This is a genomic window from Gordonia sp. (in: high G+C Gram-positive bacteria), from assembly GCF_049299075.1.
In the GTDB taxonomy this organism is placed as follows: domain Bacteria; phylum Actinomycetota; class Actinomycetes; order Mycobacteriales; family Mycobacteriaceae; genus Gordonia.
Genome location: NZ_JBAQWU010000058.1, coordinates 1 through 19,761, shown reverse-complemented (window position 1 = coordinate 19,761; position 19,761 = coordinate 1). Strand labels below are relative to the sequence as shown.

Genomic DNA, 19,761 nt, shown 5'->3' with positions numbered 1-19,761 from the left:
AACATCCCCGAGGACGGCGCGGACCTCAAGACCGCGGGCGTCGACGAAGCACTCTGGCACTTCCAGGGCCCGGCGCGCGTGGTGGAGAGCCAGGAGGATGCCGTCCACGCGATCCTGTCCAAGGAGTTGCAGAAGGGCGAGGTCCTGGTGATCCGCTATGAGGGCCCCGCCGGCGGCCCCGGTATGCAGGAGATGCTGCATCCGACGGCCTTCATGAAGGGCACCGGGATGGGCAAGTACTGCGGACTGGTGACCGACGGCCGCTTCTCCGGCGGCTCGTCGGGTCTGGTGATCGGCCACGCCTCCCCCGAGGCTGCGGCCGGCGGCGTCATCGGCCTGGTCGAGGACGGCGATGAGATCGTGATCGACGTCCATTCGCGCGTCCTCAAGGTGCTCCTCGACGACGAAACCCTCGCCGAGCGCCGCGCCACAATGGAGGCTTCCGAGCGTCCCTGGCAGCCCAAGGACCGCCAGCGCACGGTCTCCAAGGCGCTGCGCGCCTACGCCAAACTCGCCTCCTCCGCCGACAAGGGTGCCGTCCGCCTCGTCGACTGACGGGCTGATCGACCCCGGGGCCACGCCCCGGGGTCCCCGATCAGTGGTCCCCGATCAGTGGTCCCCGATCAGTGGCCCCCGATCAATGTCCGTGGAGCGGGTTCACCCCGTTGAAGACGATCCAGACCGCCACAGCGGCAGCGATAGCGATGACCAACCAGGCGACGGAGCCCCAGGCGGGGCGCCGAGACCAGGACCAGCGGCGGTCCACCGAGTAGGCACCCGGTCCGCACAGGATGATGGCGATGACAGCCGCGGCGAGCAGGTACTCGAATTCGAAGCCGCCCGCGCCAGCGAAGAACGAGAAGCCCCCGGCCAGGGTCACCAGATATGTGATGGCGACGATCATCACGCCGAGCGCGCCAGCTCCGGCGATCGGCGTGAGCAGTCCAAGGATCAGCAGGATTCCGGCAACGGTTTCGGTGACACCACCCGCCAGCGACAGCGTGTGCACAGCGCTGGAGTTGAATCCGAGTCCGGCATCCTGCCCGGCGGCATTGTTGGCGAGGAATCCGGCGAAACCGTCGACCCCCATGCCGTTGACCCAGCCCCAGGTGGTCAGCTTCTGCAGACCGTGGAATACGAAGATGAGGCCGACCACGATCCGCAGGATTAAAAGCCCGAGGTCAATCGTGCCGCGTCCGGTCGAGGCAAACACGTGATCGTCTGCGCTGGCGCCATGGGTGGTCGCTGGCACGGCGGAGTACGCGGCAGGCGGCTGCGCCAGGGCGACATCGTCGTCGATCTCAAGCGGCACCGTGTGGGTCGGCTCGACGTACGGCAGCGGCTCCTCGGTGAAGTGCTCGGACAAGCGGCGGCGCGGCGGCGCCTCGTCCAGGCCACTGGTGGCATCGTCGACGTCGACGAATGGCTCGGTCACCACGACATCAGATTCGGTGCGCACGTCGGTGCGGGTCGCCGCAGGGACGTCGGCGCGGTTGATCTCGACCGTCGGTAGGCCAGCTGAACCGTCACCGAGCACCACCGCTTCCGGCAGGCCCGCTGACGACCCCTCCGTCAGGTCGGTTGGCGGACTGGAGGCAGCTCCGGAACCTGTCACGACACCCGCCTGGTGCGCGTGCTTGTCGTAAAAAGAGTCCCGGTCGGGCTGCGAGCGCCGCGGGCGGTCGTCGTCTGTACTACTCACATCCACGACTCTAGGTGCGCCCGGGCACGGCCTGACCCATCGGCACCCGACGATTTGGTAACGATCGCCTACTCTGGACGCTATGCTTTTGCCGCTTGCTGGACCGATGCCCCGGACATCGTCGCGCGTGCGCGCCCTCACGGCTGCTGCCGCGGCGGCGCTCCTCGCGCTGCCACTCACCGGCTGCGCTGATTTCAGCGACCAGGACCGCTCGCGGCAAGCCGGCCCGTTCTCGTCGGTGCCCGAGCGGGGCGGCCCGGGGCAGGATCAGCCACCACCGCCGGACACCGAAGAGACCGATCCGCCGAAAGGTCCGTGCGTCGACCCGAATCCGGCCGTGATCGCCACATGCTTGGGCACCACCGGCGGCGTGCGGCCAGCCGACCCGGCGGGAAAGACGACCTACGTCGCCGAACGCCGGACGGGCAAGATCATCATTTCCAAGCGGTACGGTCCGCAGCGCGAGGTGGCGGCGGTGCCGGTTGACGGCGGCGGCGACGGCGGACTGATCGACTTCGAACTCTCCCCGACCTATCTGCAGGATCAGATGATCTACGCGCTGATCACCACAGGTGAGGACAATCGGATCGTGCGCATCGCGCCGGGCAACTCGGTGAAGCCGATCCTCACCGGCATCCCGAAGGGTGCCACCGGCAATATGGGGTCAATCAGCTTCGTCTCGCCGAGCGAACTACGCGTGGCCACCGGCAACGCCGGCAACCCCGGCGCGGCGAACGATCCATCGTCGTTGGCCGGCAAGATCTTCAGCATCGATCCGGATGCGCCCGCGCCGCGGCCCACGATGATCGCCGCCGGGTTCGGTTCGAATGTCGCCCTCTGCCCCGATCCGCTGAGCGGCACACTGTTTGTGGCTGACAGCGGCCCGGCGGGCGACCGGCTGCAGCAGGTGGAGGCTGGCGGACTCCGCCTCCTGTGGTCGTGGGCCGACCGTCCCGGTGTGACCGGCTGCGCGGTGACTGAGGGCGTGATCTCGGTATCGATCGCCAGCAAATTTCGAATCGATTCACTGACCGCACCCACCAACGCCAATCCGACGGTCAGCGAGCCGCAGGCCTCGGATGTGAAGGAACAGTTCGGTGCCGTCGGACGGATGAGCACGTTCGGTGCGGCCGCTCAGATCGCGACCATCAACAAGTCCGTCCCGGGCGCGCCCCCGACGACCACCAACGACCGCGTGGCGATCTTCGCCGGTTCGGCGAGCGCCGAAGACCGGACTTGACCGACGCCCCAGAGGGGATCAACCCTACTGACAGGCCGCCAACACGAGTTCCTTGACACGGGCCGGATCGGCCTGACCACGCGTGGCTTTCATCACGTCGCCGACGATCTTGCCTGCGGCTTGCACCTTGCCGTCGCGGATCTTGGCCGCAATATCGGGGTTGGCGACAAGCGCCTCGTCCACCGCCGCTTGTAGCGCCGAATCGTCGCGGACCACTTCCAGCCCCCGGTCGGCGACGATCTGCGCGGGCTCACCCTCGCCGTCGAGCACGGCCGCCACCACCTGCTGCGCGAGTTTGTTGGTCAAACTACCCTCGTCGACCAGCCCGATCACTGCGGCGACCTGGGCTGGGGTGATGGGGAGCCCACCGAGCTCCACCCCACGGGAATTCGCTTGCTGGGCGAGGAACGACACCCACCAGCTACGGGCGGCGTCGGGTTTGGCTCCGGCTTCGGCGGTCGCGATGATGAGGTCGACGGCGCCGACGTTCACCAGGTCGCGCATCACCTCATCGGACACGCCCCAATCCGTCTGAATCCGCGCGCGGCGTACCCACGGCAGCTCCGGCAGGGTGCCACGCAATTCGTCGACCCAGGCCGGGTCAGCGATCACCGGCGGCAGGTCCGGCTCCGGGAAGTACCGGTAGTCCTCGGCGGTCTCCTTACGGCGGCCCGCCGACGTGGTGCCGTCGGCCTCGTGGAAATGCCGAGTCTCCTGGACTATCTCGCCGCCGGCCTCGAGCAGCGCCCCCTGGCGACGCATCTCGAAGGTGACGGCGGCTTCAACGCTCTTCAGCGAGTTGACGTTCTTAGTCTCGGTGCGGGTGCCGAACTCGGCGGCGTCCTTGCGCATCAGCGACACGTTCACATCGCAGCGCATCGAGCCCTGATCCATGCGGACATCGGAGACGTCCAGCGAACGCAGCAGATCGCGCAGCGCGGTCACGTAGGCGCGGGCTACCTCGGGTGCGCGCGCACCGGCGCCGACGATCGGCTTGGAGACGATCTCGACCAGCGGCACACCGGCGCGGTTGTAGTCGAGGAGCGAGTGGCTGGCACCGTGGATGCGGCCGGTGCTGCCGCCGACATGCAGCGACTTACCGGTGTCCTCCTCCATGTGGGCGCGTTCGATGTCGACCCGCCACGGCGTGCCGTCGTCGAGGACCACATCCAGGTAGCCCTCGTAGGCGATCGGCTCGTCGTACTGGCTGATCTGATAGTTCTTCGGCTGATCCGGGTAGAAGTAGTTCTTCCGGGCGAAGACGCTCGATTCGCGAATCGAGCAGTTCAGCGCCAGGCCGATGCGCGCAGCCGATTCGATGGCCTTGGCGTTGGCCACCGGCAACGAGCCGGGCAGCCCCAGGCAGGCCGGGCAGACCTGCGAGTTCGGGTCGCCACCGAAGGTGGCTGGGCAGCCACAGAACATTTTGGTCGCGGTGCCCAGCTCCACATGCACCTCCAGACCCATCACCGGGTCGAAGCGCTTAAGAACCTCGTCGAAGTCCATCAGATCGTCGGTAGCCACACTCATGCGGTCCATCGTATCTGGGGGTCGATCTCAGGGATTGTCCCGATGGCATCGGCGGGCGCCATCGGTAGATTTGGGCTCATGACCACTCCAGAACCGTTCCCCAGCAATCCGTACCCCAGCGGTTCGTACCCGGACGCCGTACCCCCGGTGAAGAAGCTACGGCGGTCGTCGAACGACAAGATGATCGCCGGTATCTGCGGGGGCCTCGCCACCTATTTCGGCGTGGACGCCACCTGGATCCGCGTCGCCTTCGTTGCGTCGATCCTGCTGCCCGGCCCGCAGGTACTGCTATATCTGCTGCTGTGGTTGATCATCCCGCAAGACTGATCAGCGAGCTCGACAACCCCCGTCGACCAAGCGTTCGCCACCAGATCCGGGGCCCGGTTTCTCGCGGAGTACATCAGCAACGCGCACCGATCCCGAACCCAGGAACCCGAGTTCGCCACGGTCGGCGATCTGATGCTGTCCGAGCCGTACGTCGTGCCGCCGGATGCCCCGGTCGGCGGAACGGCCGCCGAGATGACCGCGCGAGAACTCCCCCACGCCGTCGTGGAGATCCCGGGGGACAGATACGGCCTGATCACCGATGCGCTGATTCGCCAAAGAGTGGTCGCGCGCGGCCGCGGACCGCAGACGCCCGCGTCGGCAATAATGGACTATCCGGCGCCATCGACGTCGATCGACGTCCCCGTCTCCGATGCGGTGCTCAACCTCCTCGATCACGATTCCGAAGTCTTTCTAGTCACCGAGCCCAGCGGCCAGATCCGCGCGGACTGTCGGCCGACCGCATCTTGGCCCTGCACTCGACCATGATCGACGCGGTGATCTTCGACGATGCCGTGTCCCCCGTCGAGCAGCAACTGTTTCGATCCTCCTTCGCCCAGGCCGAACAGGTCCTCGACGACGACGAGCTGACCACCATCGAGCGACGGATGGTCGGTCAGGGGATCCGCGAAATCGACAGTGTCCGCCGCCGGATGGAGCGCATCGCAGGTCTGGCGCGGACCTAAGCACGTCAGCCGAAGAGCGCCCGCGCACCGTTGTAGAAACCGAGCGGAACGTTCTTCGTGTGCCCGACCGCATCACTGAACGGGACCCGGACGATCTCGGTTCCACGCAAGGCCACCATCTTGCCCCAGTCGCCGTCGGCCAACACATCGCTGATCGCCTGACCGAATCTGGTGCCCAACACCCGGTCGAACGCCGTCGGGACGCCGCCGCGCTGGATGTGGCCGAGTGTGGTGGCACGCGTGGTGATGCCGGTGCGCTCCTCGATCAGCGGCGCCAAAATATCGCCGATACCGCCGAGTCGCGGGCGGTTGAACTCATCCAACCCCCTATCGGAGAACGCATCGGCCATCTCCGGCAGCGTGAAACCTTCGGCCACGATGACCAGCGGTGCACGTCGTCGGTCCTTGACCGAGACCACCCACTCGCAGATCTGCTCCAGCGACTCTGGGGCCTCCGGAATCAGAATGGTGTGCGCCCCCGCGGCGATACCGGCGTACATGGCAATCCAACCGGCATGCCGGCCCATCACCTCGAGCACCATGCAGCGCATGTGCGAATCACCCGTCGTACGCAGCCGATCGGCGGCCTCGGTCGCGATCTCCACCGCCGTACTGAAACCGAACGTGTAATCGGTGGCTTCCAGGTCGTTGTCGATCGTCTTGGGGACGCCGACCATCGGGACGCCGTCTTCCATCAGCCGGTTAGCCGCGGCCATGGTGCCGTCGCCACCGATGGCGACCACGCCCTCGACCTCCAGCTCTTCCAGCACCGCTTTGATCGCGTCCGGACCGCCGTCGGGTTCCACGTACGGGCCGACTCGACTGGTGCCCAGGATGGTGCCGCCGCGCCCGGAGATACCGCGGACAGCGGATCGGGTGAGCAGTTTAACTTCGTTGTAGACCAGCCCGCGGTAGCCGCCGAGGAAGCCGACAAACTCCTGCCCGTGCACCGCATTGCCTTCCAGTACGGCACCGCGGATCACCGCGTTGAGGCCCGGGCAATCGCCGCCCGACGTGAGAATTCCGTATCGCGCCATCTGCCGATCCCTCCAGTCGCCAACACCGCCGTCGACGGTCTCGCGTCCATTCGACCAGATGTACCGGAGGTCGGCGACCCGGCTGAGAGATTTGGTCACCCCGGCACCGCCCGCGCCCGACGGAGACCGTCGCTGCGTGCCTGTCCCTACCGCCACGTATAGCGACCGGGAACCGCAATAGAGCGATGGCGGGCCGCAGCGGTTACGTCTGGGACAAACTCAGCCGTCGATGGGTCCGCGGGCCGCCTCGTAGGCGGCACCTACCCGGTACAGGCGGTCATCGGCCAGCTGCGGCGCCATGATCTGCAGTCCGATCGGCAGTCCCGCACCGTCGAGGCCGGAGGGCACCGACATCGCCGCATTGCCCGCCAGGTTCACCGGCAAGGTACACAGGTCGAACAGGTACATCGACAACGGGTCGTCGACCTTCTCGCCCAGCTTGAATGCTGGCTGCGGGGTGGTCGGCGAGATCAGCACGTCGACGTTCGCAAATGCGGCGTCGAAGTCACGCGCGATGAGCGTGCGGACCTTCTGCGCCTGACCGTAGTAGGCGTCGTAGTAGCCGGAGCTGAGCGCATAGGTGCCGATCATGATGCGGCGTTTCACCTCGGGACCGAACCCGGCTTCGCGGGAGAGCGCCATCACCTCGTCGGCACTGCGGCTGCCGTCATCGCCGACGCGCAGTCCGTAGCGCATCGCGTCGAAACGGGCCAGGTTGCTCGACACCTCCGACGGCAGAATCAAATAGTAGGCGCCGAGCGCGTACTCGAAGTGTGGGCAGTCGACCTCGACGATGGTGGCGCCGAGTCCGCGCAGCGTCTCGCAGGCCTGCTCGAACGAGGCCAGCACGCCAGGCTGGTAGCCCTCGCCCTGCAGCTGCTTGACGACGCCAATGCGCACACCGCGCAGATCGCCGGACGCCCCGGCGCGTGCCGCACCCACCACATCAGGCACGGCGGCATTGATCGACGTCGAATCGCGCGGATCGAATCCGGCGATCACCTCGTGCAGCAGCGCGGTGTCCAGCACCGTGCGACCACACGGCCCGCCCTGATCCAGCGACGAGGCACACGCCACCAGCCCGAAGCGCGAGACGGTGCCGTAGGTCGGCTTCACGCCGACGGTCGCGGTGACCGCGGCCGGCTGGCGGATGGAACCGCCGGTGTCGGTACCGATGGCCAGCGGCGCCTGGTAGGAGGCCAGCGCCGCGGCGCTGCCGCCGCCAGAACCGCCGGGGATCCGCGTGACATCCCACGGGTTGCGGGTCACCTGGTAGGCGGAGTTCTCGGTCGAGCTGCCCATGGCGAACTCATCCATATTGGTCTTGCCCAGGATCGGCAGGCCAGCCTCGCGCAGCTTGCGCGTCAACGTCGCGTCATACGGCGACACCCAACCCTCGAGCATCTTGGAGCCGCACGTGGTCGGGGCGTCAACGGTGGTGAAGACATCCTTCAGCGCGATCGGGACACCGGTCAACGACGACGTCGCGGTCCCGGCGGCGATCGCCGCGTCGGCGGCCCGGGCCGCCTCCAATGCCGCGTCGGCACCGACGTGCAAAAAGGCGCCGAGCTCGCCGTCGATCTCGGCGATGCGGTCCAGGTGCGCACTGGTGACCTCGACCGAGGACAGCTCACGGCGGGCGATCTTGCCAGCCAGATCGGCGGCGTCCAGACCGGTAATATCGGTGGATGTACGGGTGCCCACGGTCATTCCTCCCCGAGGATCTGCGGAACGGCGAACCGGTCCTGTTCGACGGCCGGAGCGCCGGACAGCGCCTCGCTGGGCGTCAGTCCGGGCACCACGACGTCTGCGCGCACCACGTGGCGCAGGCCGGCCGGGTGCGCGGTCACCGGCACATCGTCGGCGGCCACCTCGGCGACCTGGGCGACATGGCCCAGGATCTCATCGAGCTGGACGGCGTACTGGTCGAGTTCGTCGTCGGTCAGCGCCAGGCGCGACAGACGCGCCAGATGGGCCACCTCGGACCGACTGATGGTCGGCTCAGACTGCGGAGACATACCTGTCAGGGTAGGCGGTCGCGACTCCCCGACGCCCCGCGCCCCCCGGCTCCACTGCCGCGAGCGCGCGTACGCTGACTTCTATGATCATCGTCACGACCAACGAGCTGCCCGGCTATCAAATCGGCCACGTTTTCGGCGAAGTCTTCGGCCTCACCGTGCGGTCTCGGCATGTCGGGTCCAACATCGGCGCCGGCCTCAAGTCCCTCGCCGGCGGCGAGCTGAAGGGAATCACCCAGTTGCTGCACGAATGCCGCCAGGAGGCGCTCAGTCGACTGTCCGCCGAAGCGCAAGCCAAGGGCGCCAACGCCGTGGTCGCGTTCCGTTTCGAGACCACCGAGTACGCGAGTGGCGGCGGCGTCGAAGTGTGCGCTTACGGCACCGCGGTCGGTGTGCATCAACTCCAGCGGCCCGGCGCCCCCGCCTGAGCTGTAATCCACCGGTAACAAGGATCGGCAACCATGGTCGGTGTGTCCTACCTCTTACGTGTAACCCTGACCGATCGACCCGGCAGGCTCGGCCTGCTGGCGGTGGCTCTCGGTGACGTCGGCGCGGATATCCATTCCCTCGAAGTAGTCGAACGCGGCCCTGGATACGCGGTCGACGACGTGGTGGTGGAACTGGCCAGCGGCGCGCTCCCCGACACGTTGATCACCGCCGCCGAAAGCGTCGACGGCGTGCACGTCGACTCACTGCGGCCGTTCACCGGCAAGCTCGACATTCACCAGGAACTGGAACTGATCGAGGCGGTGGCCGCAGCCACCGACGACCCTTCGACGGGCCTCGGGAACCACCGCCTTCAGGTCCTGGCAGATCTGGCACCACGCAGCCTGAACGCCTCGTGGGCGATGGTCATCACGAGCACCGGCGACGAGGCGGTATTGCTCGGCGCGAGCGGGGGCGCGCCGGAGACCTTGCTGACCCGCGCGGACTGGATCCCGCTGCCCGCGGCATGCGGCATCGACCCGAATGCCGACTGGATCCCGGCGGCCTGGCGCGAGCACGACACGCTGCTTGCTGCCGCGCCACTGGGCGACGGCACCAAAGCTCTGCTACTCGGCCGGATCGGGGGCCCAGACTTCCGGCCGAGTGAAGTGATGCGCCTCGGCCACCTGGCTGGCATCCTCTCCGGCCTCATCCACTCGCACTGAGGCGGCGACCCTTCGACAAGCTCAGGGAGCGGGAGGCGGGCCGGCTCAGGGAGCGGGAGGCGGGCCGGCTCAGGGAGCGGCCGGGAGGTCAGGCTTCCCCTGTCTCCAGTAGCCGGGTGAAACCGGACTCGTCGAGAATCGGGATGCCCAGTTGCTCGGCCTTGTCGGCCTTGCTGCCCGGCGCCTCGCCGATCACCACATAGTCGGTCTTCCTCGATACCGAACCCGACGCCTTGCCGCCGCGCGCGATGATCGCCTCCTTGGCGCCGTCGCGGCTGTAGTCGGCCAGTGAGCCGGTCACCACGATCGTCTTGCCCACCAGGGTGCGCGGGGTGGACTCGTCGACCGCATCTGCCATCGACACCCCGGCTGCGGCCCATTTGGCGATGATCTCGCGATGCCAGTCGACGTCGAACCAGTCGCGGATGCTCGTGGCCAGGGTCTCCCCGACGCCGTCGACCTGCGCGAGGTCGTCGGCGCTGGCCGCCTCGATAGTCGCCAGCGAACCGAACGCGGTGGCCAGCGCACGCGCCGCGGTGGGTCCGACGTGCCGGATGGAGAGCGCGACCAGCACCCGCCACAGCGGCGCGTTCTTGGCGGACTCCAGGTGCGCCAGGAGGCGCTGACCGTTGGCGGAGAGCGCGCCGTCTTTCGTCGTGTAAAACGACGTCGTCGCTAGGTCATCGGCAGTGAGGGTGAACAGATCGCCTTCGTCGTCGATCACCATGCCCTCCAGCAACGCGACCGAACCCTCGTAGCCGAGCGCATCAATGTCGAAGGCGCCGCGGCCAGCGAGATGGAAGAGCCGCTCGCGCAGCTGGGCCGGGCAGTGGTGCGCGTTGGGGCACCGGATGTCGACGTCGCTCTCCTTCTCCGGCCGCAGCGCCGCCCCACACTCCGGGCAGTACGTGGGCATCACGAAGGCGCGTTCGGTGCCGTCGCGCAGGTCGACCACCGGGCCGAGCACCTCGGGGATCACGTCGCCAGCCTTGCGGATGGTGATGGTGTCGCCGATCAGCACGCCCTTGCGCTTGACCTCCGAGGCGTTGTGCAGGGTGGCTCGCGCGACCGTCGAGCCGGCGACCTTGACCGGCTCCATATCCGCCCACGGCGTCACGCGGCCGGTGCGGCCGACCCCGACCTTGATGTCGAGCAGCGTGGTGGTGACCTCTTCGGGCGGGTACTTGTAGGCGATCGCCCAGCGCGGTGCGCGCGAGGTGGAACCCAGCCGACGCTGCAGCCCGGTGTCGTCGACTTTGGTCACCAGACCGTCAATCTCGTGCTCGACCGAATGCCGGTGTTCACCCCAATAGGCGATGGTCTCGATGATCGCATCAACGCCGGACACCTTGGTGGTGTGCGTCGATACCGGCAGCCCCCACGCGGCGAGTGCCAGATAGACCTCGTGCAACGACGTCGGCCGCCAGCCGTCGATCATGCCGACGCCGTGGCAGATCATGTGCAGATTGCGCTGGGCGGTGATCTGCGGATTCTTTTGCCGCAGCGACCCAGCCGCCGAGTTCCGCGGATTCGCGAAAGGTGGTTTGCCCTCGTCGACCAGCGAGGCGTTCAGCTTCGCGAAGTCGGCGACCCGGAAGTACACCTCGCCGCGCACCTCCAGCAGCGCCGGAATCGGGTACTTCTCCGACTGCGTCAGCTGGTGCGGGACGCCGACGATAGTGCGCGCGTTGAGCGTCACATCCTCTCCGGTGCGACCGTCGCCGCGGGTCACGCCGCGAATCAGCTTGCCGTTCTCGTAGGTCAGCGCGAGCGCCACCCCGTCGATCTTGAGCTCACACAGGAATTCGATGCCCGCGCCGTGACCATCGGGCCCGCTCGCTGCGCTCCCGGCGCCGTGACCATCGGGCCCGCTCGCTGCGCTCCCGGCGCCCGCATCGGCCTCGACCCGGCTGATCCACTCGCGCATCTCGTCGTCGGAGAAGACATTGTCCAGCGACATCATCCGTTCCAGATGGTCGACCGGGGTGAACGCCGTCGAGAAGCCGCCACCGACCAGCTTGGTCGGCGAATCGGGAACTGCCAGCTCCGGATGCGCGTCCTCCAGGTGTTGTAGTCGGTGCAGCAATGCGTCGAACTCCGCGTCAGAGACGATCGGCGCGTCTTTGACGTAGTACCGGAACTGGTGGTCGCGGATCTCCTCGGCCAGCTGCGCCCACGCCAGCTCGGGCGCCATATCGGGTTCGGTCACGCGGTCCAGAGTAATGCAGGGGCCCGACCGGGTTCCGGGGTCGCATCCCGCGCGTTACGCTGGCCCAATGCCGCATCCGATCATGTACGACGATGCCGACCCCGTCCTGGTCAAGGTCCGCCAGATCGCCCTGGCCCTGCCCGAGGCGACCGAGCAGATCGCCCATGGCCGCCCGACGTTCCGGTGCGGCAAGATGTTCGCCATGTACGGCGGCTCCCGCAAGGGTGAGACCAAGTCCCCGATCGCCACCGCACTGCTGTTTATCCCGGACCCGGCCGAAAAAGAAGCGCTGGCCCGCGACGAGCGCTTCTTCATCCCCGCTTACGTCGGTGCCTACGGCTGGCTCGGCCTGGTGCTGGACCTGGAGTCGGAGTGGACCGAGGTCGCCGAACTCTTGGATGCCAGCTTCCGGCAGATCGCCCCCAACCGCGCGATCGCCCGCCTACCCACCGAGAACTGACGCCCTCTGGTTCCGGGCACCGAGCACCCCGGTCTCGGTTTCGCGGCCCCGATCGAGGGGGCGATTGCGAAATGAGGGGCGAACCGTCCGTCAGCGCACCCGGCGCCGCCACACCCGGACGGCGAGGACGACGAAGACCACCGCGACCAGGGCCGTCACCACTTCGAGATTCGAAAAGCGACTGGACCATTCGGCCAGCCGGCTTTGCCAACGCAGCTGCGCATCCGCACCGACCGGAGAACCGAGGGAGGCGGTGCCCTGCGTGACCCAGAGCAGGACGCCGATCCCGATCAGCGTCAGGCCGGAGATCACCGCGAAGGTGCGGCTACTCAGCCCGGCGCCCAGCCGCGGCCCGACCTTCTCCCAGGTCGCGGCGAGCACCAGCAGTGGGAACGTCATCCCCGCCGCATAAGCCACCATCACCCAGGCCCCATACAGCGGGCTGCCGCTCACCAGGCCCACCGTGAGGACCGCACCCAACAGCGGCCCGGAACAGAAGCCGGCGAAACCGTAGACCGCGCCCAGCGCTACCGTCGAGGCTGGCCCGGCGATCCGGACCCGCCCTGCCCACTGCGGACCGAGCGCAAAACCACGACCGAGCAACAGCACGACGCCCAGCACGATGATCACCGCCGCGCCGATCGCCGTCACCGTCGTGCGGTGCACGGTGAACAGCGAACCCACCGCGGCCACGCCGGCACCGATCGGCACGAGGACGGCGAGCAGCCCGAGAAAGAACAGACCGACCCGCGAAACCAGCGCGGCCACACCGTCGTAGGTGACGGCGAAGAATGCGGGCAGCAACAGCGCTGCGCACGGGCTCAGCAGCGTCAGCAGCCCGCCGAGAAACGCGCCCGCGAACCCGATCTGACCACTCACCTGTCAGCTCCCAGCGAGGCGGCCGTCGATCACCCCGGCGTACACCCCGACGTCGTGCGTACCGATGATCGGCTCACCGTTGATCACGAACGCGGGGACGCCAATGATGCCGAACTTCACAGTGGGTGCCCGGTCGTCGGCGATGGCCGCGTCGTAGGTGCCGCTGGTCGTCTCGCGGCGGAACCGGTCCAGGTCGGCAACACCGGCGGCCTGGGCCTTCGCGACCAGGACGTCGATCGGCAGGTCGGGGTGCCCGGTCCCCTCGGCGTCGCCGTAGACGGCAGTCACGAACTCCCAGAACCGGCCCTGCTCGGCGGCCGCCCATCCGGCGCGGGCGGCCAGCTCGGACTGCTCGCCGAAGATGGGCTGATCGCGCCACTCGATCCGCAGCTTGCCGGTATCGACGTAGCGGCTGATGAGCTCCGGTTCCACCGTGCGGAAGTATTCGGCGCAGAACGGGCAACGGAAGTCGGAGAAGACGACCATCACCACGGGCGCATCGACGTCACCGAGCGCGCGCGGATCGTCGTCGTTGCGTCGGGACAGATCGCCCAGTGGGCCGAAGCTCACCTGCGACGACGGTGCCGCCGCGCTCGGCGCCGCCGCCGGCTCCTCGCCCGATCCGCTGCGGCCCACGACCACCGCAATCAGCAGCCCGGCCAGCACCAGTCCGACGACTCCCAGTAGCCACAAGTCCCGGCGTGGCCGTGCACCAAACCCATTCACTGGCGCTGCAGGTTGAACGTGTAGTCGCTGTACTCGATCGTCAACGTGTTGCCGCTGAGCGTCGCATTTCCGTCGGCGTTACGGCAGCCGTTGCTGTCCAGGATCCGCATATGCAGCGAAGCCCGGTCCGGGCTCTGCCTGCTGTTCTGCGTCACCGCGAGCTGGCACATGCCGCCGTTGGCTCCGACAATGAGCAATTGCCCCGCGATCGGGTCGTTCTGAGTGAAGGTGAACGTGTGCGTGTCGCCACTCGGGACCGTGCCGACAAAGGTGCCGTTCCAGCGCGAGTCGGCGTTGCTCGCCGTCGACGGAGCACTGTACGAACTCGACGGATACGAGTAGGTGCTCGACGCCGCGCTCAGCGACGATGAGCTGCCGCGGGCTTGATCGGCGTTCTTTCTGTCGTCGCCGGTGAGCAGCACCACCGCCGCGACAGCGACGGCCACGACGACGATCAGCCCGACGACGATGCCGATGACCTTGCCGTTCCCGTTACCACCCGACGGTGGCGGCGCCCCGTACGCCGATTGCGGACCGTATCCGTAGTGGCCCTGCTGCGCCCCGTACGGGTTCTGTTGGCCGTAGGGGTTCTGTTGGCCGTAGGGATTCTGCTGCGCTCCGTACTGGTTCTGCTGGTCGTAGGGATTCTGCGGGGCCTGCGGGCCGGGGAAATTCTGTTGTGCCTCGTACGGATTCTGCTGGCCGTACGGGTTCTGCGGGGCCTGCTGACCGTACGGATCGTGCGTGCCCGCTCCGGGGTACTGCGGGTTCGATGGGTGCCGATCCGCCGGAATCTGGGCGTGGACGGTCGGCTGGTAGTACTCGTCCCCTGGGTTGCCGCCCGGTGCGCCCTGGTTGTTCTGCATGAGACGTAATGTACTCGCCGCTATCGGCGGTCAGGCGTGCGCGAGGTCGACCAGGGCGCGCGCGGTACTCGCGCTCAACCGAAGTGCCCGGGTCGTCCACTCCGTCGTCGCTCCAGCCAACCCGCAGGCCGGGGTGACCAAGAGGTTCTCGGCGAGTATCCGACGCGGCAGACCGATACGATCGATCAGCCCGGCCACGCGCAGGGCGAGTTCCTCGGCGTCGGGTGCCACGCGCGGATCGAGGGCCGGGACCACCCCGGCCGCCAGCACACCGCCGCCGTCAAGGTATCCGCCGAGCGCATCGAAGTCGCGCTCACCGATCGTGCCGAGATCGAGCGACACCGCGAGTCCGTCAACGGCCTCGCCGAGCGCGTCGATCAACTGCCACCGTGGTGCCGCACAGGAGTGCAACAGCAGTGGTCGGCCGATCTGAGTGGCCAGCCGAGTCAGGCCTTCGGCTACCTCGGCGACCGGGATCGGTGCGATGGGATCCAGGCGGGTGAGCGGGGTGATGGTTCCGTCGATCACCGCCCCGATCGACGGTTCGTCCACCTGCACGACCACCCGCACACCGAGCCGGCGCTCCACCTCGGCAACATGGGTGGCCACCCCCTCGGCGAGGGCGTCGATCACATCGCGGACGGCGCCGTGATCACGCACCACCTTGTGTCCGCCGCGCAGTTCGACGTGCGCAGCGAAGGTATAGGGCCCGGCAGTCTGGATCTTGAGGATCTCGACCTCTCCCGCGAAACCGCTTGTCTCCCACCGTTCGTCGAGTGCGTCGAGGTCCCATCGCAAATAGTCCCGCGCCCGCCGGGTCTCGGCCGTCGGCGACGCCGAGAACCGGTAGGTGCGGTGCACGTAGTCGACCGGGAGTTCGGTGAGCAAGCCAGCGGTCCGGCCGATCAGGTCAGCGCCGACCCCGCGTTCGGGAAGCTCTGGCAGGTACGGCAGCCCCACTTCCCCGGTCACGATGGCTGCTGACTCCCGCGGATCGACGCCCGGCATGGAGCCGAGGCCGGTCGCCGTTCCGGCCGGAAATCGGAGTCCGGTCAACAGATTTCCTCCTCGCCTGCGTCAGCGGGCTGCCGAGTAAGTCACGGACTTCACGATCGTCGGCTTCGGCGTGACCTTGTTGGAGCCAACGAACACCGTCCAATCCTTACCCGACTTATCGAAGAGCTCCGGGTCACCACCGCCGCTGCGGACGTAGACAAATTTGTAATCACTGCCTGACGCACAGCTGTAGGCGTCACCGAAGCCGGGTGGCGGCATATCCCATGCACCAGCGAACTTCTGCACGCACAAGGTGCCGTCGTCAAGGGTGAGTGTCCACGGCCACGGATCAGCTTTCGGTTCTATGTCCGGCAGGCTGCCGGTGTAACTGACCTCACGCAGCTCCTTTACCTCGGGTGACAACGCGCAGAGCAGTTTCGACCCGCTCGGCCAGCAGTTGGGGGCCGCGCTGGCGCCCGCGCCGCAGAAGTAAACACCCGCGGTGATCGCACCGACGCCTGGCCTGCAGTACTTCGCTTCGAACGGAAAGTCGACCAACTGACCACGGCTGAATCCGTTGATCGGGTTTCCGGCTTTGTCGACCGCGACGATCTCGACCACCGCGGGGCCGGCTCCGCTGCCAGCATTCTTTCCGCCACCGGTACCGGGCAGGCAGCGGCACAGCACGACCGCGGTGACCTTCGAGGTCGCGGAGCCGATATTCGCGCCCCCGGTGTAGGAGATCCGATACGCCGTACCCGCGGCTTCGTCGGCTGGGAAGACCGCGACACCTCCGGAGTCCTGGACGGGCTGGCCGTACAGCTCGACGGCCCGTGCACCCGGGGTACCGCTGGCAACGCCATCGATGGTGGTGCCAGCGGTACCCGGTGGATCGCCGGGAGCGATCTCGACCAGCACGTCATTCTCGAACGTGTAGGAGCAATCGATCCACACAATGATCACCCGGGCGCCGTCGGTGCGACCCACAGACGGGAAGTCCGGGTGGAGGCCGCGGATCTCGGAGAAGCTCTGCCCGATCGAGACGCCCTGGCGTGAGGTGGGCGAGAGGCGCGAAGCCGCCGCGTGAGCGTTCTGCGCAGCGGCCAGCCGCGCGATCAACTGTTCGGTGTTGTCCGCTGTCACGAACAGGCCGCCGCCGTTCGCGGCGATGCAAGCCAGGCTTGGTTCGTCGGTGCGGAAACCGACGGCGCTGACGGTGATGTCCGGCCGCTGCTGGTGGATCGCTTTGGCGGTCTCACACGGGTCCGGAGCGCAGGTCGACGCACCGTCCGAGATCAGCACGATGGAGCCGGCACCCGACTCGGGCAGTTGCCCGGCTGCGGTTTCGAGCGCTGTGCCGATCGGCGTGAAACCCTGTGCGTGGAGTCCGTCGAGGGCAGCCGAGAGCTGCCCTTTGTCGAGCGGGCCGAGGGGGATGGCGGTCTCGATGTCCGTACAGCCTTCTTCGAGCGCAGTGCCCTGAGCGGGCTTAGTGGACCCGAATGCAACGACACCGAAATCGGTACCAGCCGGGAGGCTGTCGGCGAGCGATACGACCGCCGTCCGAGCAGCTTGAATCCGTGGTCCGGGGGCGTCGTCGGTATTCATCGAGTCCGACGCGTCGAGCACCACAATCGTCGGCACCGCCTGCGTCTGGACCGTCCCGGGTGTGCCCTTCTGCGCCGCGCCGTCTATCGCCGGGCTGCACCCGGTGAGAGCCAGACACACCACGGCGAGCACACTGAAGATCGACTGAATGGTGCGACGACGTCGACGGATCACGGGAGGTTACTCTAGCAGAGGGTTTCGCCCTGGTCGGCGCGTTATGGCCGCGGCATTGGGCGGGCTCGTGCCCCGTTCCTGTGGCCATAAGATGCGGTGCATGACGCTATCGGACAACACCCACCTCACCGAGGCGTTCCGGCGCGTCTACTACTTCCTGTACGCCAACGGCCAGACCAGCCGCGCCGAGCGAATCGTCGAGGATATGACGCTCGCGTTGCTAGTCAAACTGGCCACCCAGCGTTCCGGACGCGAGGCGCAGTGGCGGGCGGTACTCGATGGCGGTGACCCCGATTCGCTCCTAACGCTCGCGCACGACGAGTTCCCCGGAGCAATCCGCCCCGACGAGCGCTTCCACAACTCGCCGGAGGTGATCGGTAGCGCGCTGACGGCGTTGGACGACGTCGATCTGACCGACGCCCCCGCTCATGTCGTCGGCGAGGCTTTTCAGGCCGTGCTCGGCCCGCGCACCCGCGGCGAGAAGGGGCAGTTCTTCACCCCGCGCACCCTGGTCGCTGCGATGACGTCGATTATCGATCCGCAAGGCGGCGAGCGCGTGCTCGATCCGTCCGCGGGCTCGGGCGGCTTCCTCGCCGAGGCGGCCGCCCACTCGCGTGCCGCGGGCGCGCAGGTCGAGGTGATCGGCGCCGACAAAGACTTCGACCTGTACCGGTTGATGACCGCCATGCTCGCGATGGTCGCCGGCGACTCCGCCCGCGTCTTCCACCGCAACTCACTCGACCAGCGCCTCTGGGTCGACGAGGCCGGACGACCAGAACAGGTCGACGTGGTGCTCACCAATCCCCCGTTCGGCGCGCGCATCGGGATCACCGATCCGGAAATCCTGGCGCAGTACCACTTCGGCCGCACGTGGTCGCGCGCCAAGGACGGTACGTGGACGCCGGGCACCGCCCTGGAGTCCAGTCGCGATCCGCAACTGCTGTTCATCGAGCTGTGCGTACGTCTGCTGCGGCCCGGCGGTCGGATGGGCATCGTCCTGCCCGAGGGTGTCTTCGGGAACCTCGGCTCCGGTTTCGTCTGGACCTGGTTGCGGGCCCGCGGCCGGATCGACGCCCTGCTCGACTGCCCGCGCACCACCTTCCAGCCGGGTACCGACACCAAGACCAACGTGCTGTTCTTCACCAAATTCGACGACGACTCCGCCGCGCCGACCGCGACCGAACCGGCCTGGATCGCTTCGGCGCTGCGCTGCGGCCATGACCGGCGCGGTAAGTCGATCACCGGCGACGGTGCACCCTATCCGGATGACTTCGCCCCGCTGGCCGCCCAGTACACCGAGCGCACCGGCGGCGCGACATCGTGGACGGAAGTGGACCTGACCGGCCGCACCTATCTGGTGCCTCGATACTTCGAGCGGCCCGCGCCACGCAGCGCAGACGAGCAGGCCCTGCTGGCCGGGGCGCGGTGGGCGACGCTCGGCGACCTGCGCGACCGCGGCGACCTGCGGATACGCAAAGGCCGCGAGCCCGGCTCGGAGGCGTACGGCACCGGCGACATCGCGTTCATCCGCACCTCAGACCTCAACAATTTCGAGGTCTCCACCGACCCGGCGAAGTCGGTCAGCGCCGAGGTGTACCGCCAGCATCGGGACACGATCGATCTGCGGATCGGGGACGTGCTGATCGTCGTCGACGGCCGCTACCGCATTGGCGCGTGCGGGATGATCACGGCACGCAACGTACGGAGCCTGGTGCAGAGCCACCTGCAGGTGGTGACCGTCTCCCCCGACGCGGTCGATCTGGATCCGTTCTCCTTCATGTTCGCCCTCACCCTGCCCTCGGTGCGCCTACGGATCCGCGACCTGGTCTTCGTCCAGAGCACCCTGGGCACCCTCGGCAAGCGCCTCTTTGAGTTGGAGATCCCGCTGCTCGGCGGCGACGGCCCGTGGTCCGCACGCATTCACGAGTTCCGCCGGGTGGTGACGCAGCGCGATGTACTACTCGGTCAGCTCGCCTCAGCGACCAGCGACGAATCCTTCGACCTCTAACGCGGTCGGACCTGGTTCCCGCGGCCGGACCTGGTCCCCGCTGTCGGAATATTCCGACCGCGCGAACGGACTGCGGCCGCGGGAACCACACCCACGCCCCGCCCGGTCAGGCGGTGGCGACGATGCGGCCCGAGCCCAGGACCAGGT

20 protein-coding genes are annotated in these 19,761 nt (G+C 67.7%); 9 read left to right on the top strand and 11 right to left on the bottom strand.

The genetic code is table 11. From position 1 onward, the window contains the following. Positions 1-555 (top strand): dihydroxy-acid dehydratase (locus WAW85_RS02240; RefSeq protein ID WP_422558032.1); only part of this gene is annotated, 555 nt, incomplete at its 5' end. 82 nt (positions 556-637) lie between these two features. Here the strand turns inward: WAW85_RS02240 and WAW85_RS02235 are convergent. Next, positions 638-1,702, bottom strand: coding sequence for a DoxX family protein (locus WAW85_RS02235; RefSeq protein WP_422558031.1), 1,065 nt, complete (start codon positions 1,700-1,702; stop codon positions 638-640). Between the two features lie 82 nt (positions 1,703-1,784). Between WAW85_RS02235 and WAW85_RS02230 the strand changes: the two genes are divergently transcribed. Further along, entirely contained in the window at positions 1,785-2,942 is a 1,158-nt protein-coding gene (locus WAW85_RS02230) for a PQQ-dependent sugar dehydrogenase (RefSeq protein WP_422558030.1), read from the top strand. A 24-nt stretch (positions 2,943-2,966) separates the two neighbouring features. On the opposite strand, the gene gatB is transcribed toward WAW85_RS02230, so the two are convergent. After that, entirely contained in the window at positions 2,967-4,472 is a 1,506-nt protein-coding gene (gene gatB / locus WAW85_RS02225; protein WP_422558029.1) for an Asp-tRNA(Asn)/Glu-tRNA(Gln) amidotransferase subunit GatB, read from the bottom strand. Positions 4,473-4,550: 78 nt separating this feature from the next. On the opposite strand from gatB, the gene WAW85_RS02220 reads away from it, so the two are divergent. The 3 genes from WAW85_RS02220 (at position 4,551) to WAW85_RS02210 (ending at position 5,482) form a co-directional block, all read left to right on the top strand. Next, complete coding sequence (locus WAW85_RS02220; protein WP_422558028.1) at positions 4,551-4,799, top strand: PspC domain-containing protein; 249 nt, start codon at positions 4,551-4,553, stop codon at positions 4,797-4,799. A gap of 132 nt (positions 4,800-4,931) precedes the next feature. Then, positions 4,932-5,285, top strand: a complete 354-nt coding sequence (locus WAW85_RS02215; RefSeq protein WP_422558027.1) for a cyclic nucleotide-binding/CBS domain-containing protein — start codon at positions 4,932-4,934, stop codon at positions 5,283-5,285. Further along, positions 5,282-5,482: a hypothetical protein gene (locus WAW85_RS02210; protein ID WP_422558026.1), complete on the top strand. Its 201-nt coding sequence runs from the start codon at positions 5,282-5,284 to the stop codon at positions 5,480-5,482. The genes WAW85_RS02215 and WAW85_RS02210 overlap by 4 nt, the downstream gene beginning before the upstream one ends. A 5-nt stretch (positions 5,483-5,487) precedes the next feature. Here WAW85_RS02210 and WAW85_RS02205 read toward each other — a convergent pair whose 3' ends face one another. From WAW85_RS02205 to gatC, 3 genes are all read right to left on the bottom strand, one after another. Then, the gene (locus WAW85_RS02205; protein WP_422558034.1) at positions 5,488-6,519 is read right to left on the bottom strand and encodes an ATP-dependent 6-phosphofructokinase; all 1,032 of its coding nucleotides are present in this window, start codon (positions 6,517-6,519) and stop codon (positions 5,488-5,490) included. A 219-nt stretch (positions 6,520-6,738) separates the two neighbouring features. Beyond that, a complete protein-coding gene (gene gatA / locus WAW85_RS02200) occupies positions 6,739-8,229 on the bottom strand; it encodes an Asp-tRNA(Asn)/Glu-tRNA(Gln) amidotransferase subunit GatA (protein WP_422558025.1) in 1,491 nt (496 codons plus the stop codon). Beyond that, positions 8,226-8,537, bottom strand: a complete 312-nt coding sequence (gatC, locus tag WAW85_RS02195) for an Asp-tRNA(Asn)/Glu-tRNA(Gln) amidotransferase subunit GatC (RefSeq protein WP_422558024.1) — start codon at positions 8,535-8,537, stop codon at positions 8,226-8,228. Before gatC ends, gatA begins: the two co-directional genes overlap by 4 nt. 83 nt (positions 8,538-8,620) lie before the next feature. Between gatC and WAW85_RS02190 the strand changes: the two genes are divergently transcribed. Further along, positions 8,621-8,965 carry a YbjQ family protein gene (locus WAW85_RS02190; protein WP_422558023.1) on the top strand — a complete coding sequence of 115 codons (345 nt, stop codon included), beginning with the start codon at positions 8,621-8,623 and terminating at the stop codon, positions 8,963-8,965. Positions 8,966-8,998: 33 nt separating this feature from the next. Further along, entirely contained in the window at positions 8,999-9,688 is a 690-nt protein-coding gene (locus WAW85_RS02185) for an amino acid-binding protein (protein WP_422558022.1), read from the top strand. An 88-nt stretch (positions 9,689-9,776) separates the two neighbouring features. Here WAW85_RS02185 and ligA read toward each other — a convergent pair whose 3' ends face one another. Further along, positions 9,777-11,882, bottom strand: coding sequence for an NAD-dependent DNA ligase LigA (gene ligA, locus WAW85_RS02180; protein WP_422558033.1), 2,106 nt, complete (start codon positions 11,880-11,882; stop codon positions 9,777-9,779). 82 nt (positions 11,883-11,964) lie between these two features. Between ligA and WAW85_RS02175 the strand changes: the two genes are divergently transcribed. Further along, the gene (locus tag WAW85_RS02175) at positions 11,965-12,357 is read left to right on the top strand and encodes an MmcQ/YjbR family DNA-binding protein (RefSeq protein ID WP_422558021.1); all 393 of its coding nucleotides are present in this window, start codon (positions 11,965-11,967) and stop codon (positions 12,355-12,357) included. A 90-nt stretch (positions 12,358-12,447) separates the two neighbouring features. On the opposite strand, the gene WAW85_RS02170 is transcribed toward WAW85_RS02175, so the two are convergent. The 5 genes from WAW85_RS02170 to WAW85_RS02150 are packed head-to-tail and all read right to left on the bottom strand — an operon-like array spanning position 12,448 to position 17,606. Next, positions 12,448-13,236 (bottom strand): cytochrome c biogenesis CcdA family protein, encoded by a 789-nt coding sequence (locus WAW85_RS02170; RefSeq protein ID WP_422558020.1) that lies wholly within the window; start codon positions 13,234-13,236, stop codon positions 12,448-12,450. Between the two features lie 3 nt (positions 13,237-13,239). Continuing rightward, entirely contained in the window at positions 13,240-13,929 is a 690-nt protein-coding gene (locus WAW85_RS02165; RefSeq protein ID WP_422558019.1) for a DsbA family protein, read from the bottom strand. A gap of 29 nt (positions 13,930-13,958) precedes the next feature. Beyond that, positions 13,959-14,828, bottom strand: a complete 870-nt coding sequence (locus tag WAW85_RS02160; RefSeq protein WP_422558018.1) for a hypothetical protein — start codon at positions 14,826-14,828, stop codon at positions 13,959-13,961. A 30-nt stretch (positions 14,829-14,858) separates the two neighbouring features. Further along, a complete protein-coding gene (locus WAW85_RS02155; RefSeq protein ID WP_422558017.1) occupies positions 14,859-15,884 on the bottom strand; it encodes a vitamin-B12 independent methionine synthase in 1,026 nt (341 codons plus the stop codon). A 21-nt stretch (positions 15,885-15,905) separates the two neighbouring features. Further along, positions 15,906-17,606, bottom strand: coding sequence for a vWA domain-containing protein (locus WAW85_RS02150; RefSeq protein ID WP_422558016.1), 1,701 nt, complete (start codon positions 17,604-17,606; stop codon positions 15,906-15,908). 100 nt (positions 17,607-17,706) lie between these two features. Between WAW85_RS02150 and WAW85_RS02145 the strand changes: the two genes are divergently transcribed. After that, entirely contained in the window at positions 17,707-19,614 is a 1,908-nt protein-coding gene (locus WAW85_RS02145) for an N-6 DNA methylase (protein WP_422558015.1), read from the top strand. Positions 19,615-19,761 lie beyond the last annotated feature (147 nt).

Excerpts from the sequence above, each read along its gene's own strand:
- gatB (WP_422558029.1), bottom strand. The coding sequence starts at position 4,472 with ATGAGTGTGGCTACCGACGATCTGATGGACTTCGACGAGGTTCTTAAG.
- WAW85_RS02145 (WP_422558015.1), top strand. The coding sequence starts at position 17,707 with ATGACGCTATCGGACAACACCCACCTCACCGAGGCGTTCCGGCGCGTC.
- ligA (WP_422558033.1), bottom strand. The coding sequence starts at position 11,882 with ATGGCGCCCGAGCTGGCGTGGGCGCAGCTGGCCGAGGAGATCCGCGAC.
- WAW85_RS02220 (WP_422558028.1), top strand. The coding sequence starts at position 4,551 with ATGACCACTCCAGAACCGTTCCCCAGCAATCCGTACCCCAGCGGTTCG.
- WAW85_RS02210 (WP_422558026.1), top strand. The coding sequence starts at position 5,282 with ATGATCGACGCGGTGATCTTCGACGATGCCGTGTCCCCCGTCGAGCAG.
- WAW85_RS02230 (WP_422558030.1), top strand. The coding sequence starts at position 1,785 with ATGCTTTTGCCGCTTGCTGGACCGATGCCCCGGACATCGTCGCGCGTG.
- gatC (WP_422558024.1), bottom strand. The coding sequence starts at position 8,537 with ATGTCTCCGCAGTCTGAGCCGACCATCAGTCGGTCCGAGGTGGCCCAT.
- WAW85_RS02215 (WP_422558027.1), top strand. The coding sequence starts at position 4,932 with ATGCTGTCCGAGCCGTACGTCGTGCCGCCGGATGCCCCGGTCGGCGGA.
- WAW85_RS02175 (WP_422558021.1), top strand. The coding sequence starts at position 11,965 with ATGCCGCATCCGATCATGTACGACGATGCCGACCCCGTCCTGGTCAAG.
- WAW85_RS02190 (WP_422558023.1), top strand. The coding sequence starts at position 8,621 with ATGATCATCGTCACGACCAACGAGCTGCCCGGCTATCAAATCGGCCAC.
- gatA (WP_422558025.1), bottom strand. The coding sequence starts at position 8,229 with ATGACCGTGGGCACCCGTACATCCACCGATATTACCGGTCTGGACGCC.
- WAW85_RS02205 (WP_422558034.1), bottom strand. The coding sequence starts at position 6,519 with ATGGCGCGATACGGAATTCTCACGTCGGGCGGCGATTGCCCGGGCCTC.
- WAW85_RS02160 (WP_422558018.1), bottom strand. The coding sequence starts at position 14,828 with ATGCAGAACAACCAGGGCGCACCGGGCGGCAACCCAGGGGACGAGTAC.
- WAW85_RS02185 (WP_422558022.1), top strand. The coding sequence starts at position 8,999 with ATGGTCGGTGTGTCCTACCTCTTACGTGTAACCCTGACCGATCGACCC.